This is a genomic window from Blautia sp. ZXY-1-C6 (genome assembly GCF_056339875.1).
On sequence record NZ_JBWJVQ010000192.1, the window covers coordinates 1 to 17956 of the forward strand.

Below are 17956 nucleotides of genomic sequence, written 5' to 3' on the forward strand. Positions count from 1 at the left end.
AAGGGCAAAGTTGCGGAAAATACGTCCAAAGATTGCCTCACCAATAATAACTGCTGCCAGACCGATAACGATGGAACCACGTCCCATGTTGACATCTGCAAATCCCTGATACTGTGCAAGGAGTGCACTGGAAAGTCCTACCAGACCGTTGGAAATCATAAGTCCGAGAACTTTATTCCTGTTTGTGTTGATACCCTGGGCGCGTGACATATTTGGGTTACATCCGGTTGCGCGAAGGGAACAGCCAAGCTCTGTTCCAAAGAACCAGTAGAGAATGGCAATCAGGAGAATACACATAACTGCTACAATAAAAATTGTGTTTTTGGAAAGAGATGCATTTTTTATATGTCGCAGGGAAACCAGAAGATTATATTTATCAACGTTGATTGCCTGATTTGCTTTTCCCATGATCTTCAGGTTTACGGAATACAGAGATAACTGTGTCAGGATTCCGGCAAGGATTGCGGGAATTCCCATAAAGGTGTGGAAAATTCCGGTCGCAAGGCCTGCCAGCATTCCGGCGAGAGTAGCGGCCAACATAGAAATCCAGACATTATGACCGGAAAGCATCATCATAATACACACTGCACCACCGGTGCACATAGTGCCATCAACTGTAAGGTCTGCAATATCAAGAATACGGAAAGTGATATAAACACCGATTGCCATAATTCCCCAGATCAGACCCTGGGCTACTGCACCCGGAAGTGCAGTGATTAATGTTAAAATTTGCATTTGTAATTTCCTCCTGTTGAGATGCGAAAAGCGAGAGAGGCGTCAAACCTTTCCCGCTGATCGCATATAAATTGAATTTTTTATAACTGTTTGATAGGCTGTTATTTAAAATCCTGTTGGTGTGAGTATTTTTCAACTGTCTGACCGGATTTATTTGGCAGTTTCTTCAGCAGCCTCGCCGATTGCAACATAATCGTCCGGAACTTCGATGCCCAGCTCTTCGCAGATATCTTTGTTATATTCTTTTGTGAAGTTTGGTGCATATTCGATCGGCATTGTGGAAATATCTTCACCGTCCTTTAAAATCTTAACAGCCATCTTACCGGTTGTAACACCAAGGTCATAATAGCTGATGGAAAGTGTCGCAACACCGCATCCGCTGCAGATACCTTCTTCGCCTGTGATTACCGGAACTTTTGCCGGAAGGCAGATGTTGTTGATGATCTCTGTGTTGGAAGCAACTGTATTATCTGTCGGTACATAAATTACATCACTTGCGTCAGTTGCTGTTGTAGCAACAGAAGAGAGATCATTAGAGTCAGAGAATGCATAATATTCACATGTATATCCGAGTTTTTCAAGTTCAGCTTTTACTGTATCTACCTGATACTGAGAGTTTGCTTCGGCAGAACAGTAGAGAAGACCTACATTTTTTGCATCCGGGAAAAGTTCATTGAGCATTGCTGCCTGCTGATCAAGGGGAGCAAGGTCTGCAGTTCCGGAAATATTTCCGCCCACAGTCCCGTCGAAATCATCCAGTCCAAGTGCAACACCGTATTCAGTAACAGAAGTACCAAGAATCGGAATATCGCTTGTTCCTGCTGCAGCTGCCTGAAGAGCAGGAGTTGCATTTGCAAGAATCAGGTCAACATTATTGGAAACGAAGCTGTTAATGATTGTAGAACAGGTGTTGGAATCTCCCTGTGCGTTCTGCTCGTCAAAGGTAACTGCGTCTTCTCCCAGTTCTTTGGTGACTTCATCCTTGAATCCCTGTGTCGCAGCGTCGAGAGCTTCGTGCTGTACAAGCTGACAGATACCGATTGTATATTTGTCTCCGTCAGCAGCACTTGCTGTTACTGCGCAGGTTCCCATAGCCATGGCTGCTGCAAGAGTGATTGCTAATGCTTTTCTTTTCATAATGATATATCCTCCTAATATAATGTTTAAATTAAGTCAGGTAAGAATTGCGTTTATTATTTGATAATATAAAACTTACCTGAATCCGAAAGATTTTCTGCAGGGAAAGCAGTACTGGTAAATGATTCGGATAATGTCATCGGGCTATTCGACTATGACGTTTTAAAGTATAACGCTTTAGTGTGAAAAAGTCAAGCGACCTGCACAATTATATTTTTAATTCATATAGTATAAAGAGTATATGAAGAAAGCAGAGTGTCGTCATGGCATATTCAATCATGCTGGATGCCGGACATGGAGGTCAGGATCCGGGAGCCGTATATAAGGGAAGACAGGAAAAGAATGACAATCTTAAACTTGCTCTTGCGGTAGGTGAGATTTTAAAAAATAAAGGGATTGATATCTCTTATACCCGTACCGGTGATGTCTATCAGACACCTTTTGAGAAGGCACAGCTTGCAAATCAGGCAGGAGTAGATTACTTTATTTCATTTCATCGAAACAGCAGCCCAAAGGAAAATCAGTATAATGGAGCGGAAGTTTTGATTTATGATAAAAGCGGGATTAAATATCAGATGGCTGAGAATATTCTGGGAGCTCTGGGAGAAGTGGGATTCCGCGAAATCGGTGTAAAAGAGCGGCCGGGACTTGTGGTCCTCAGACGAACCAGGATGCCGGCTCTTTTAATAGAAACCGGATTTATCAATTCCGAAGAAGATAATAAACTGTTTGATAACAAGTTTAGCGATATAGCTCAGGGAATTGCAGATGCGATTCTTGGAAGCCTGGATGAGGAAACAGTGCAGGAACCGCTTTATTACAGAGTGCAGACTGGAGCGTTCAGAAAAAAAGAGAATGCGGACCGTATGTTATATCAGTTACTGGAAAAAGGTTATCCCTCTTTTATGTTACATGAAAACGGATTGTATAAAGTTCAGACAGGTGCCTATCAGCAGATTGGTAATGCAGTAAATATGGAGCAGAGACTGAGGGATGATGGTTACAGTACGGTTATTGTGACAAAATAGCCTTCTGGAAATATTGGAAGTCTGTGCATCGCGAAGCGTGTTGCTGTGAACAGAGTGAACAGTAACATAAGCAGTGGGGGATATAGTTTTAAGAATTAACTTGGTTGTACGTTAATAGAAAAAATATGGTACACTGTATCTATCTATAGAAATTCCATAGAAATCTTCGTAAATAATGCATATTGTTTCGGTTCATCAGAGCGTGAAATTTTGTTGGACTGTTACAAACGCATTATTTGAGAGGTGCTGTAGAAAAAACAGATAACGAGGAGTTAGTAATGATGAATGACGTATATGAAAAATTTTTAAAAAGTTCAGAAGAGTTTATTTTTGCAGAAAACAAGCCGGAAAAATCTGATATTATTTTTGTCCCTGGAAATGGTTATCCGCAGATGGCGGAAAAAGCAGCAGAATTGTTTAAGAAAGGGATGGCGGACTGGATTCTGCCCAGTGGAAAATACAGTGTAGTAAATGGAAAGTTTTCAGGCGTTCTTGAAAAAAGCAATGTATATGATAAGGAATATGGAACAGAATGGGAATTTCTCAGGGATGTTCTTATAAAAAACGGAGTTCCGGATCAGAAAATCCTGAAAGAAGACCAGGCAACCTTTACTTATGAGAACGCAATTTATTCCAGACAGGTGACAGATCATGCAGAACTGGAAATAGAAAGAGCGATTTTGTGCTGCAAATCTTACCATGCAAGAAGATGTCTGATGTATTATCAGCTCTTGTATCCGAAAACAGAATTTTATGTGGTGCCTGTGAATGCAGATGGAATTACCAGAGAAAACTGGAAAAAGAACGAAGAAGGAATTGATGCGGTTACAGGAGAACTCTCCAGAATCGTGAAACAATTTTCACTGATGCTGGAGAGATGACAGTTACGGCTGTTCTTCTGTTTCAGTTTTCTTCTCGGGAAGCCAGATGTGGACAAGTTCGATTCTGTTTTTGTCCAGACGGTCAACAACCAGGCGGATGCCACTTTCAAGTGTGACAGACTGACCCTCTTTGGGAAGGCAGTCAAGCTGTTCAATAATATATCCGCCAATAGAATCATAATCTTCAGATTCCAGATTAATATGGAGGGCTTCGTTGATATCATCCAGCTTGGCAGAACCCTGAACAACATATTCTCTTTCAGGCTGGATTTCTTTAATATCTTCGACTTCATCCTCATCGTATTCGTCGCGAATCTCACCTACGATCTCTTCCAACAGGTCTTCCAATGTGACCAGACCCGCTGTGGCACCGTATTCGTCCAGAACGATTGCCAGATTGACGGATGCTTTACGCATTTCAATCATCAGGTCTGCTGTAGCTTTGTATTCATAGGTAAAATAAGGCTCACGCAGGATGTTGCGGATTGAAAAAGGTTTGTCCTTTGGATAAACAAGAAGATCTTTCATATTGATAATACCGATTACGTTATCAGTGTTGTCCTCATAAACCGGAAAACGGGTATGCATATCTTCACTGAAGACCGCCATAAGTTCATCATAGGAAAAATTGATATCTATAAAGGTCATGTCGATTCTGGGAATCATGACATCTTTTGCAGTTGAATCGCCAAAATCAAACACATTGTAGATCATCTGTTTTTCTTCGTTTTCAATGACGCCGTCTTTTTCACCTACATTGACGAGGGTACGCAGTTCATGTTCAGTCATGGCATTTGCCTTTTCGTCCGGGTTAACATGCAGAATGACCAGTACACCTTCTGTTATTTTATTTACAATGAAAACAACGGGAGTAAGGAGAATCATAAGCCCGTATATTATTCTTGAATAGGCCAGGGACAATTTTTCAGCATGAATTGTTGCCAGGTTTTTGGGGGTTATCTCACCGAAAATGAGAATCAGCAGAGTCAGGATGCCGGTTGTGATTCCTACATATGCGTTTCCCAGAATCTTTATGGTGAGTGTAGTCATGAGAGAAGAAACAGACATATTTACAATGTTGTTTCCGATTAATACGGTACTGAGCATCTTTGGGGAATTGGAAATTATTTTTTCCAGAATAACAGCACGTTTGTTGCCCTGCTCGGCAAGAGACTGTATCCGAATCTTATTTACGGTTGTCATAGCGGTTTCCGCAGAAGAAAAAAATGAAGAAAGTGCGATCAGTATCAGAATCGCCACCGCCTGAAAGGCAATACTTGAATCCAAGATTTATTCACTCCTTTTGATTATCTTTATTGATTGAATCATATCATAAAACATTTAAGCAAAATATACATGATTTCATATAAAAAATCAAGAAAAAGCTTTTGGTTCAAAGATAGTATAAAAAAATTTAAAAGAGGACTGTCGAAAAAGTAAGATTTGTGTTATAATTCACTCGATTAAAATGAAAAAAAACATTACAGAATATTTACAAAATGATAAAAGTTTGATAATATACAGATATGTAATATTATTGTATTACGTAAAAAGAGAACTGATATTTGGCTGAAAGTAAAAAAATGATTATCAGGAAACATAAGAATCGAATATAAATATAGAGGTGCGATATGTCCAATAATATAAGAATAAGAAAAAATAAATTAAAAGGAACGGGTATTTTGGCGGCAGCGGCTTTAACAGCGGCTTTGATTGCAGGAAATAATATACCGGGTGTAACAAGACAGGTCAGTGCGGCTGAGTCACAGGAGAATACTGTGTCTTCTCTGATCCCGGACAACATTACGCTTGATAAGCCTGTAGAACTTGCGGATGTAGAACTTCCGGCAACGGAATATGGAACTTTTGAATGGGCAGATGGAAGTTTCGTTCCTGCACAGCGTGTACAGAGCTGTGAGGTACTTCTTATACCGGCAGAAGGGCAGGATTTAAGCCATGTGGATGGATGGGATCCGGAGAGCGGCGCGGTTGTCGGTTACATCAATGTAATAGTGAACAGTATTACGGATAGTGATAATGTTGATAAGACAGAAGGCTCAGGTAAAACAGATCCAACAGAAAATGCAGATCCAACAGAAACGCCTGAAACTTCGTCAGAAAAACCTGCCGCAGATGAAAACGCTGATACAGACAATAAAGAAGATAAGGAAAGTAAATCAGATCAGGATAATAAAACTGATACAGACAATGAAGAGAATAAGATTGAAGAAGATAAAACAGATAATAAAAACAACAAAGATAATAACAGCAATGCAGATAAGACGGATAAAGATACAGAAACTACCGGTAAGCTGGAACCTGCAGATGATATGACACAGGATAAAGAAGATACGAAGAAAGATGATGAAGATGGCGCAGGTGATAATATCTTTGATAATCCTGTTCTGCCGGACGATAAGGATGACCGTCCTACAGATGCAGAGGATTCTCTTTCTGATGAAGAAAAAGAAGAGAGGGCCGCACTTAATCATACCTGCGACGGTATTACAGTAAGCGGAGTTAATCTTCCATGGTATGTACAGTTCAGAGTTTCAAGCGGTGACAGCTATCAGTTTACCAATGAATCAGATGCAATGATTTTCCAGTCTTATGAATTTGAACTCTGGGATCTTAAGAATAATACAGAATACGAGATCCCTAATGGAGATTATATCAGTGTCACTGTGCCGGTAAAATCCGGATATCAGTATACTATCGAACATCTCCTGGATAACGGGGCAACTGAGACGATTATTCCGAGTGTAGAGAATGGTATTATGGTATTCAGCACACATTCTTTCAGTCCATTTGGAATTGCAGGAAGCAGACAATTAGTAGGACCTGATGCGGGGAATGATACGGACGACACAGATGCGGTAACTCCTGCACCGGCTTCCTCCGACAGTCAGAGCTCTGATTCCGGAAAGAACAATACAGTATCTGTGAATGACAGTTCTGACAGCAATAATGGTTCTTCTTCTGATCAGAATGATAATTCAACGGAAAATAAAGCTGTGAAAAATAACAATACAGTAAATACCGGAGATACAACATCAATTATGCCGTTTGTGATACTGTTTGTGGCAGCTGCAGTGATCGCCGGTGTGGCTGTATTTATAAAAAAGAGAAAGAAATAAAAGAATAACACTGATTCCTCCCCCATATAGTTTAACAGGAGGGGAAGCAATGAAAGTCAGAGCAATTTTGAAATCACTATTATTTGCATATGCATTAACAGGAGTGGCATTACTGCTTTTGGCCCTGGTACTGTTTGCTTTTGATCTGGGAGAAACAGCTGTAGATGCGGGTATTATTATAATTTATGTACTTGCATGTTTCATGGGAGGCTTTATGGCCGGCAAAATTGTGCGTAAAGACAAATATCTGTGGGGTGTTATCACAGGTCTGGCTTACTATGTATTACTGTTGACTGTCTCTGTTATGGCAAAAGGCGGCTGGGATATGAGTGCAGCTCATGCAGTTACAACATTTTTTATGTGCACAGGCGGTGGAACACTGGGTGGAATGCTGTCGTAAAAAAAAGCTTTTAAAATGAAAAGATATATGATATACTATGCCAAGAATATAATTACATAAGGAGGATAGAGTTATGGAACATATCAAAACCCTGAATACAAAGAATTTACAGAACACTGTAAAAAAAGGTGGATGTGGCGAGTGCCAGACTTCCTGCCAGTCCGCATGTAAAACTTCCTGTACAGTAGGAAACCAGAGCTGCGAGCAGAAATAAGATCAGCTATGGAGAAATGAGATAAGCAGCGGAACTTTTATTCCGCTGCTTATCTTACGCTTAGAAAGGATTTTAGTAAAATGAGTCTGATTCACCGTTATAAAAGCAATGGCTTTAATATTGTACTGGATATCAACAGTGGATGCATCCATCTGGTAGATGAGGTTACATATGAGGTCCTTCCATATCTGGAAGAGGGCCTTGGCACAGAAGCTATTGCAGAGAAACTGGAAAACAAATATAACAGAGAAGATATTGAGACATCTGTAAGAGAATGTAATAAGCTGAAAGAAGATGGAATGCTTTTTACAAAAGATGTTTATGAGAATGTAATTGAAGAATTTTCAAATAACCGGCAGACCGTTGTAAAAGCATTGTGCCTGCACATTGCTCATGACTGCAATCTGGCCTGCCGTTATTGTTTTGCCGAAGAAGGCGAATATCATGGCAGAAGAGCTCTTATGTCTTATGAAGTCGGCAAAAAAGCTCTTGATTTCCTGATCGCGAACTCCGGTTCCAGGAAAAACCTGGAAGTAGATTTCTTTGGCGGCGAGCCGCTGATGAACTGGCAGGTTGTAAAAGATCTGGTAAAATATGGCAGAGAGCAGGAAAAGCTTCACAATAAGAAATTCCGTTTCACTTTAACAACAAACGGAGTTCTTCTGAATGATGAAGTAATGGAATTCTGCAATAAAGAGATGGGCAACGTTGTACTGAGTGTGGACGGACGTAAGGAAGTACATGATTACATGCGTCCATTCAGAAAAGGTGCAGGAAGCTATGACCTGATCATGCCGAAGTTCCAGAAATTTGCAGAATCCAGAAATCAGGACAAGTATTATGTAAGAGGTACTTTTACCCACCATAATCTTGATTTCTCCAAGGATGTGCTTCATCTGGCAGATCTTGGATTCAAACAGATTTCTGTAGAGCCTGTAGTTGCGGCTGATACGGAGGAATATGCGATCCGCGAGGAGGATATCCCCCAGATCATGGAAGAGTATGATACTCTTGCAAAAGAAATGATTAAAAGAGAGAAAGAGGGAAAAGGATTTAACTTCTTCCATTTTATGATCGACCTTACAGGTGGCCCTTGTGTATACAAGAGACTGTCAGGCTGCGGTTCAGGAACAGAGTACCTGGCTGTAACACCCTGGGGTGATTTTTACCCATGTCACCAGTTTGTTGGTGAAGAACAGTATCTCATGGGAAATGTAGACGAAGGCATCACAAAGCCGGAAATCCAGAAGGAATTCGGCGGATGCAACGTTTACACAAAGAAAGACTGCAAAGACTGCTTCGCACGTTTCTACTGTAGTGGCGGATGTGCGGCAAATGCATTCCATTTCCAGGGAGATATCAAAGGCAATTATGAAATCGGATGCGAACTCCAGAGAAAACGTGTGGAGTGCGCCATCATGATAAAAGCCGCACTGGCATGTGATTAGTGGGCAGTAATCTGTCTGACTGATACCGCCGTCGGCTGTTATCATAACAGAAAATGGCTGGCAGGCGGATGAACATGACCGCGGACAAAAAATCAAGAAGGGAAAAGAACTATGAAGAAAAGTAAAGGAATCGTAGTGCTGCTTCTGACACTGATCCTGACTGTGTTCTTTTGCTTTACTGCAGCCGTAGGTATCGGTCCTACCGGAACCGGTGCAGCAAAACATATCAACACGGGTCTTGATCTTGCCGGTGGTGTCAGCATTACCTACCAGGCTAAGGAGAGCAATCCGACAAGCGAAGAGATGTCAGATACGATCTACAAGCTTCAGAAGCGTGTAGAGCAGTACAGTACTGAGGCTCAGGTATACCAGGAAGGATTCAGACCGTATTACAGTTGAAATTCCTGGTGTTACAGATGCAGATACTATTTTGAATGATCTGGGTAAACCAGGTTCCCTGTATTTCATCACAAAAGAAGATGCTGACGGAAACCAGAACTTTACTACAGGACAGGATGGATATGTTCTCTCCAGAACTATGGATGAGATCAAGGAATCCGGAAGTGTTGTTCTGGAAGGTTCTGATGTAGCAGATGCCCAGGGTGGTGCGATCCAGAATCAGAACACAAGTGCAAAGGAATATGTGGTAAGTCTTACTCTTACTTCTGATGGAGAAAACAGTGGTAAAACAAAATTTGCAGAAGCTACAAAGAATAATGTAGGCAAGCAGATCGCTATCGTCTATGACAATAACATTATCAGTGCTCCGAATGTAAATGAAGAGATTTCCGGCGGAAAAGCACAGATCAGCGGAATGTCTGACCTGGAAGAAGCACAGAACCTTGCTTCTTATATCCGTATCGGTTCTCTGGGACTGGAACTGGAAGAACTTCGTTCCAGTGTTGTAGCTGCACAGCTTGGTGAAGAAGCAATCTCTACAAGTGTTCTTGCAGGTGCGATCGGTCTGATCATCGTTATTATCTTTATGATCATTGCATACCGCGTACCTGGTGTAGTTGCAGGTATCGCACTGATTCTTTATACATCATTAATGCTGATCACGCTGAATGCCTTTGATATTACTCTTACTCTTCCGGGTATTGCGGGTATTATTCTTGGTATCGGTATGGCGGTGGATGCCAATGTTATTATTTATGCCCGAATCAGAGAGGAAATTGGTGCAGGAGTTTCAGTAAGGAATTCTATTAAGTCCGGTTTCAGCAAAGCTTTCTCTGCAATCTTTGATGGAAATATTACAACACTGATCGCAGCCTTTGTGCTGATGTGGCTTGGTTCAGGTACTGTTAAGGGATTTGCTTATACACTTGCCCTTGGTATCGTGATCTCCATGTTTACAGCACTGGTTGTATCCAGACTGATTGTAAATGCACTTTATGCAGTTGGTGTACGTGATCCGAAATTCTACGGATCTGCAAAAGAACGTAAGGCAGTTGATTTCCTTGGAAAGAAGAAAGTATTTTTTGCTATTTCCATTATCCTGATCCTCTGCGGTCCGGCAGCGATGTTTGCTAATTCGCATGCAGGAAACAAAGCGTTAAATTACAGCCTTGAGTTCTCAGGCGGTACTTCTACGACTGTTACATTTAATGAAGATATGGATATTAAGACCATTGATTCTGAAGTAACTCCTGTTGTAGAAGAGGTGACAGGAGATAAAAATGTTCAGCCTACAAAGGTAGTCGGAACAAATCAGGTTGTGATCAAGACACGTTCTCTGAATCAGAGCGAACGTGAAGCTCTGCAGAGTGCACTGGTTGAGAAATTTGGTGTAGATGACAGCACGATTTCCACAGAAAGTATTTCTTCTACAGTAAGTAGTGAAATGCGTCGTGATGCGATCGTAGCCGTTATAGTAGCTACAATCTGTATGCTTCTTTATATCTGGTTCAGATTTAAAGACATCCGTTTTGCAAGCAGTGCGGTATTGGCGCTTCTGCATGATGTTCTGGTTGTACTTGCATTCTATGCTATTGCCAGAGTATCTGTCGGTAATACATTTATTGCCTGCATGCTTACAATCGTAGGTTATTCTATCAATGCTACAATCGTTATTTTTGACCGTATACGTGAGAACCTTCACAGTGGTTCCAGAGAAAAACTGGCAGAAATTGTAAACACAAGTATCACTCAGACTCTTACAAGAAGTATTTATACCTCTTTTACAACTTTTGTTATGGTAGCTGTTCTTTATATCATGGGTGTTTCTTCTATCCGTGAATTTGCAGCACCTCTGATGGTTGGTGTTCTTGTCGGTGCATATTCTTCTGTATGTATTACAGGTGCGTTGTGGTATGTGATGAAAAAGAAATTTGCAGGAAAAGGACAGCCGGCAATTGCTGCAGCTTCCGCATCTGCAAAGTCCTCTTCAAAGCCGAAGAAAGCACGTGATGTATCACAGAAAGATCCGACTCAGCCAAAGAAGAAAAACAGAAAAAGAGTAGCTGAACGTCTGGCTGCCGAAGAAGCAGCTAAAAAACAGCAGAATGATGATGCTGAATAAAACAATAATTGTCTGAAAAACAGGCAGACAGAAATATCCCGGGGTAAAACTCCGGGATATTTTTATGAGGAGAGAAAATATATGGAGAAATGGGTAATAGCAGCAAAAAGAGCAGATTTTAACCAGATCGGTCAACAGTTTCATATTGATCCGGTGATTGCGAGACTGATCAGGAACAGAGATGTGATCGGAGAAGATAAGATAAGAGAGTATCTGTCAGGAACAGTACAAGAGCTTCCTTCTCCCTGGCTGATGAAGGATATGGAAAAAGCTGTAGATATCCTGGAGAAAAAAATATCGCAGAAAGCAAAAGTCCGTATTATTGGTGATTATGATATTGATGGTGTGACCTCTACATACATTTTAATGAAAGGCCTTGCGAGGATCGGAGCAGATGTGGATACTTATATTCCGGACAGAGTTGCAGACGGATATGGGATTCATGCACATCTTATAGAAAGAGCGGAAACGGACCGGATCGATACGATCGTGACCTGTGATAATGGAATTGCTGCGGCTGCTGAAATCCAGATGGCAAAGGATAAGGGAATGACAGTGATTATTACAGATCATCATGAGGTTCCTTACAGGGAGGAAAAGGGAGAACGCCAGATGGTGCTTCCGCCGGCAGATGCGATTTTGAATCCGAAACAATATGATTGTCCATACCCGAATAAAAACCTGTGTGGGGCAGTGGTGGCCTTTAAATATATTGCAGCACTTTACGAGAGATTTGGTGTTCCGGCAGAGGAGCTGGAAGATTATTATGAACTGGCGGCTATTGCAACAGTAGGAGATGTTATGGATCTTCAGGGAGAGAACAGGATTCTGGTAAAAGAAGGGCTGTGCCGTCTGAAAAATACCAAAAATCAAGGATTGCAGGAACTGATCCGAGCAAATTCTCTGGAAGATGCTAAAATCACAGCTTATCATATCGGATTTGTGCTGGGACCATGTATCAATGCCAGTGGCAGACTGGATACAGCTGCCCGTTCTCTTGCACTTCTCAATGCAAAAACAAAGGAAGAAGCAGCAAGGCTTGCCGGAGATCTTACAGCTCTTAATCAGAGCCGAAAAGCTCTCACTGAGAAAGGAAAAGAAGAGGCAATCCGGATTATAGAGACTACAGAGCTGAAAAATGACAGAGTACTGGTAGTTTATCTTCCGGATTGTCATGAAAGTCTTGCCGGTATTATAGCAGGCAGGATCAGGGAAAAATATCACAGGCCGGCCTTTGTATTGACGGGCGGTGAGACAAGTGCAAAAGGAAGCGGAAGATCAATAGAAAGTTACTCTATGTATGAAGAACTGGTAAAATGTGCAGACCTGATGATACAGTTTGGAGGTCATCCGATGGCAGCAGGTCTGTCTATAGAAGAAAAAAATATAGAAGAATTCCGGAGACGCCTCAATGTCAACTGTACGTTGACGGACGAAGAATTGCGTCCTAAGATCGTGATTGATGTGCCGATGCCTGTGTCTTATATTACAAAAGAACTGGTAGAACAGATTTCGCTTCTGGAACCCTTTGGAAAAGGGAATACAAAACCGGTCTTTGCGCAGAAAAATCTCAGAGTGCTTGATCACAGTATTATCGGGAAAAATAAAAATGTAGTAAAACTAAAACTTCTCGAATCCGCAGGGGATTTCAGTGGAAGGCATTTATTTCGGAGAAGCAGAGGATTTTGTGAACTTTATCAGGGAAAAAGACAGTATTTCTGTTACTTATTATCCGGAGATCAACAGATTCAGGGGACGAGAGAGTCTTCAGATTATTATTCAGAATTACTGTTAATATTACCGCTTGGTTTGTAACCGCCGGTAAGCCTGGAAATACAAATGTCAGGGCTTAACAGTAACTTGATTCTGAAATAAAAAGGTGATATACTATAAAATATTTATGAGCGAACAGCAATATAACACACACTGGAGGAGAAATAAAATGAAGAAAATTGAAGATTATGTATTAAGTATACCGGATTTTCCTGAACCGGGGATTATTTTCAGAGATATTACAAGTGTTCTGCAGGACGCGGATGGCCTGCAGTTGGCAATCGACTCCATGCAGGACTGTCTTAAGGATATAGATGTGGACGTGATTGCAGGAACAGAGTCCAGAGGCTTTATCTTTGGTGTACCGATCGCATATAATCTTCATAAACCATTTGTACCGATTCGTAAAAAAGGTAAACTTCCCCGCGAAACAGTATCTGTAAGCTATGATCTGGAATATGGCAGTGCAGAGATTGAAATGCATAAAGATTCCATAAAACCAGGTCAGAAAGTGGTTATCGTTGATGATCTGATCGCAACAGGCGGTACGATCGAAGCAGCGATCAAGCTGGTGGAACAGCTTGGCGGTGAGGTTGTCAAGGTTGTATTTCTCATGGAACTTGCAGGTTTAAAGGGACGCGAAAGACTGAATGGGTATGATGTAGCGTCTGTAATTTGTTATGATGGTAAATAAGCACAGCTGATTGTGCAGGACAGGCAGGTGGGAGCATATGACAGAGATAACAAAAAGTACAGAAGCAAAAAAAGATGAAATGCAGGTTGAAAAAGAGAAGCTGGAATCTGTAAAGAGAGCAGATGCGGCAGTAAAGACCATGCATGATTTTACAAGTCCGGAGGTGCTTTATAAAGAACTGATAAACAGTGTTCTGAAGTATCATCCATCAACAGATATTTCCATGATAGAGAAGGCATATAAGGTTGCAAGTGAAGCTCATGAAGGACAGAAGAGAAAGTCTGGAGAGCCATATATCATTCATCCTTTGTGTGTTGCCATCATTCTGGCAGATCTGGAACTTGACAAAGAAACGATAGTTGCAGGTCTTCTTCATGATGCAGTTGAAGATACCTGGATGACCTATGAGGAAGTTGAGAAGGAATTTGGTTCAGAGGTTGCACTTCTTGTGGATGGTGTTACCAAGCTGGGACAGTTATCTTATTCTGCGGATAAAGTAGAAGTTCAGGCAGAGAACCTCAGAAAGATGTTTCTTGCCATGGCTAAGGATATCAGAGTTATTCTGATCAAGCTTGCAGACCGTCTTCATAATATGCGTACCTTACAGTATATGCGTCCTGAAAAGCAGCAGGAAAAGGCCAGAGAGACCATGGATATTTATGCTCCTATTGCCATGCGTCTGGGTATTTCCAAGATAAAGGTAGAGCTGGATGACCTGTCGCTGAAATACCTTAAGCCGGATGTATATTATGACCTGGTGCATAAGGTTGCCCTGCGTAAAAGCGAGAGAGAACAGTTTGTAGGTGCGATTGTAAAAGAAGTTAAGAAACATATGGATGATGCCAATATTAAGGCGCAGGTGGACGGACGTGTAAAACACTTTTTCAGCATCTACAAGAAGATGGTAAATCAGGATAAGACTATTGATCAGATTTATGATTTATTTGCTGTCCGTATTCTTGTAGATACAGTGAAGGATTGTTATGCTGCCCTTGGTGTGATCCATGAGATGTATAAGCCAATTCCGGGACGGTTTAAAGATTATATTGCCATGCCGAAACCCAATATGTATCAGTCATTGCATACCACATTGATCGGACCCAACGGACAGCCCTTTGAAATCCAGATCCGTACTTATGAAATGCACAGAACTGCAGAATATGGTATCGCTGCACACTGGAAATATAAGGAGTCGTCTGACGGAAAGGCTCCTGTAGGTAAGAGTGAGGAAGAGAAACTGAACTGGCTGCGTCAGATTCTGGAATGGCAGAGAGACATGTCTGATAACAAAGAATTCATGAGTCTTCTGAAGAATGACCTGGATCTTTTTGCGGACAGTGTTTACTGTTTCACTCCACAGGGAGATGTTAAAACACTTCCAAGCGGTTCTACACCGGTGGATTTTGCGTACAGTGTTCACAGTGCAGTCGGAAATAAGATGGTAGGTGCCAGAGTTAACGGTAAGCTGGTTCCGATTGAATATGAGATCAAAAACGGCGACCGTATTGAAATCATTACTTCACAGAATTCTCAGGGACCAAGCCGCGACTGGTTGAAACTGGTTAAGAGTACTCAGGCAAAGAACAAGATTAACCAGTGGTTCAAGAAGGAATTAAAAGAAGATAATATCCTTAAGGGCAAGGAGATGCTTGCGCAGTATGCGCGTGCAAAGGGATTTAAGATCGCAAATTATACAAAAACCCAGTATCTGGAGGCTGTTTTGCGTAAATATGGTTTCAGGGACTGGGATTCAGTACTTGCTGCAATTGGTCATGGCGGATTGAAAGAAGGTCAGGTTTTCAATAAGCTGGTAGAGGCTTATGATAAGGAAAATAAGAAGAATCTGACAGATGAGCAGGTTCTTGAGGCTGCTTCTGAGACACAGGAGAAGCTTCACATTGCCAAGAGCAAGAGTGGAATTGTGGTAAAAGGAATCCATGATGTGGCAGTCCGTTTTTCCAAGTGCTGTAATCCGATCCCGGGTGACGAGATTGTAGGCTTTGTTACAAGAGGACGTGGAATCACAATCCATCGTACAGATTGCGTCAATGTGCTGAATATGTCTGAGACGGACAGGACACGATTGATCGAGGCGGAATGGCAGCAGCCTGATACCAAGGAAAAAGAGAAGTATATGGCTGAGATTCAGGTTTATGCAAATAACCGTACAGGGCTTCTTGTGGATCTTTCTAAAATATTTACAGAACGTAAGATCGACCTGCGAAGTATCAACAGCCGTACAAGCAAGCAGGAGAAGGCAACTATTTCCATGAGTTTTGAGATTGGAAGCAAAGAGGAACTGCGTTCCCTGATCGAGAAGATCCGTCAGGTAGAGAGTGTCATTGACGTAGAGAGAACTACAGGCTGATCATGGAAAAATCTGCTGGAACATTATTTTATGGAACTGCTGCAGATTGACAGAAAGGAATAACATGAAGAATTTAGAATTACAGAAATGTATATTAGGACCTGTATATACAAATTGCTATCTCCTTAAGAATAAAGAAACCGGAGAACTGATCATTGTTGATCCCGCAGATTGTCTGGAGAAGATTGAAATGAAGATTTCCCGGATGAATGGAAAACCGGTGGCGATTCTTCTTACCCATGGACATTTTGACCACATTCTGGCTGCACAGGCAGTAAAGGAGAAATATAATATTCCGATTTATGCCTGTCGTCAGGAAGAGGAGATGCTCCGCGAACCTTCGATCAATATGACTGTACATTATGGACAGGGATGTTCTATTGTGCCGGATGTATTTCTGGAGGATCTGGATGTTATCAGACTGGCGGGATTTTCCGTTCAGATGATCCATACACCGGGACATACCAAAGGAAGCTGCTGTTATTATCTGAAAGATGAAGGTGTATTGTTCAGCGGTGATACAGTGTTCTATGGCTCTGTTGGAAGAACGGATTTTCCGGGTGGAAGTACAGCAGAAATTGTGAGAAGTCTCCATAAACTGGTAGATTCGCTTCCTGAAGAGACCGAGGTTTTCCCCGGACATGATGCATCTACCACTATTGGTTATGAAAAGAGGTATAATCCATTTGTGTAAAATAGGCATTCTGTTTAAGAACAGAGATTTTGAACATGATGTTTATGAACTGATCAAAGCGTTTTATCCCGAAGCGGAGATACATACTCTTTATGAAAATGGTGAAGCAGAGTATGACCTCCGCTTCAGTGTGGAACGGGATAATGACAGTTATATCATAAAATACGAAAGGACAGAGAATCTGTCGAAACAGGAAACAGAGCAAAAAGGGGTAATTTCCGCAGACATACTTTCTAAAGAGAATGCAGGCTGTGGAATACAGGATGCTCATGCTCTGAGAAAAGAGAATAAAGATAATATCAAATATGCTCTGTATCAGTTGTTGGTAAAACTGACGGGCAGAACTCTTCCATGGGGAAATCTGACAGGAATACGTCCTGCCAAACTGGCAATGGGAATGATCGAATCCGGAATGAAAAATACGGAAGCAGCCCGGGAGATGCGTGAGAGATATCTGGTGAGTCCGCAGAAAACAGCGCTTGCCATCACTATTGCAAACAGGGAAAGAGAGATTCTGAAGGATATTGACTATGAAAATGGATACAGCCTTTATATTGGAATCCCGTTTTGCCCAAGTATCTGTCTGTATTGTTCCTTCAGCTCCTATCCGCTGAAAGTGTGGGAGAAGAGAACAGATGAATATGTGGAAGCTCTCTGCCGTGAGGTAAGAGAGACTGCTCTTATGATGAAGGGAAGAAAACTGGACACCATCTATATTGGCGGCGGTACCCCGACTACACTGCTTCCACATCAGATCCGTAAGCTCCTGGATACAGTGGGAGAAGCTTTTGGCTATGAAGGACTGGCAGAGTTTACTGTGGAAGCCGGCAGACCGGACAGTATTACACGTGAAAAGCTGATGGCGATCAGGGAGTATCCGGTAACAAGAATTTCCGTAAATCCACAGACTATGAATCAGGAAACCC

General features: G+C 41.7%; 13 protein-coding genes and 2 pseudogenes. 12 read left to right on the forward strand and 3 right to left on the reverse strand.

All coding sequences use genetic code 11. From position 1 onward, the window contains the following. Positions 1-735, reverse strand: a 735-nt coding sequence (locus AC075J_RS10985) for an ABC transporter permease (protein ID WP_476390319.1), incomplete at its 3' end; no start/stop codon positions are given. Between the two features lie 150 nt (positions 736-885). Next, complete coding sequence (locus AC075J_RS10990; RefSeq protein WP_008703741.1) at positions 886-1872, reverse strand: ABC transporter substrate-binding protein; 987 nt, start codon at positions 1870-1872, stop codon at positions 886-888. A gap of 263 nt (positions 1873-2135) precedes the next feature. Here AC075J_RS10990 and AC075J_RS10995 point away from each other — a divergent pair, with 263 nt between their 5' ends. Next, positions 2136-2900, forward strand: a complete 765-nt coding sequence (locus AC075J_RS10995; protein ID WP_008703740.1) for an N-acetylmuramoyl-L-alanine amidase — start codon at positions 2136-2138, stop codon at positions 2898-2900. A 278-nt stretch (positions 2901-3178) separates the two neighbouring features. Beyond that, on the forward strand, positions 3179-3781 hold the full coding sequence (locus tag AC075J_RS11000; protein WP_330366472.1) for a YdcF family protein: 603 nt from the start codon (positions 3179-3181) through the stop codon (positions 3779-3781). Positions 3782-3784: 3 nt separating this feature from the next. Here the strand turns inward: AC075J_RS11000 and AC075J_RS11005 are convergent, their stop codons facing one another. Then, positions 3785-5068: an HlyC/CorC family transporter gene (locus AC075J_RS11005; RefSeq protein WP_022380371.1), complete on the reverse strand. Its 1284-nt coding sequence runs from the start codon at positions 5066-5068 to the stop codon at positions 3785-3787. 344 nt (positions 5069-5412) lie between these two features. On the opposite strand from AC075J_RS11005, the gene AC075J_RS11010 reads away from it, so the two are divergent. The 10 genes and pseudogenes from AC075J_RS11010 to AC075J_RS11055 form a co-directional block, all read left to right on the forward strand. After that, positions 5413-6918: a hypothetical protein gene (locus AC075J_RS11010; RefSeq protein WP_025578898.1), complete on the forward strand. Its 1506-nt coding sequence runs from the start codon at positions 5413-5415 to the stop codon at positions 6916-6918. A gap of 49 nt (positions 6919-6967) precedes the next feature. Beyond that, a complete protein-coding gene (locus tag AC075J_RS11015; RefSeq protein WP_008703735.1) occupies positions 6968-7318 on the forward strand; it encodes a TIGR04086 family membrane protein in 351 nt (116 codons plus the stop codon). A 73-nt stretch (positions 7319-7391) separates the two neighbouring features. Continuing rightward, positions 7392-7532, forward strand: a complete 141-nt coding sequence (scfA, locus tag AC075J_RS11020; protein WP_008703734.1) for a six-cysteine ranthipeptide SCIFF — start codon at positions 7392-7394, stop codon at positions 7530-7532. 80 nt (positions 7533-7612) lie between these two features. Continuing rightward, positions 7613-8980, forward strand: coding sequence for a thioether cross-link-forming SCIFF peptide maturase (scfB, locus tag AC075J_RS11025; protein ID WP_008703733.1), 1368 nt, complete (start codon positions 7613-7615; stop codon positions 8978-8980). A gap of 111 nt (positions 8981-9091) precedes the next feature. Further along, positions 9092-11501, forward strand: a pseudogene (locus tag AC075J_RS11030) (protein translocase subunit SecDF). An 81-nt stretch (positions 11502-11582) separates the two neighbouring features. Next, positions 11583-13296: pseudogene (recJ, locus tag AC075J_RS11035) on the forward strand (single-stranded-DNA-specific exonuclease RecJ). A 147-nt stretch (positions 13297-13443) separates the two neighbouring features. After that, entirely contained in the window at positions 13444-13968 is a 525-nt protein-coding gene (locus AC075J_RS11040; protein ID WP_008703730.1) for an adenine phosphoribosyltransferase, read from the forward strand. A gap of 37 nt (positions 13969-14005) precedes the next feature. Further along, positions 14006-16336 (forward strand): RelA/SpoT family protein, encoded by a 2331-nt coding sequence (locus AC075J_RS11045; protein WP_008703728.1) that lies wholly within the window; start codon positions 14006-14008, stop codon positions 16334-16336. Between the two features lie 64 nt (positions 16337-16400). Continuing rightward, a complete protein-coding gene (locus AC075J_RS11050) occupies positions 16401-17030 on the forward strand; it encodes an MBL fold metallo-hydrolase (protein ID WP_008703726.1) in 630 nt (209 codons plus the stop codon). Beyond that, positions 17023-17956: radical SAM protein (locus AC075J_RS11055; RefSeq protein ID WP_476390320.1), on the forward strand; the 934-nt coding region annotated here is incomplete at its 3' end. The genes AC075J_RS11050 and AC075J_RS11055, both read left to right, overlap by 8 nt.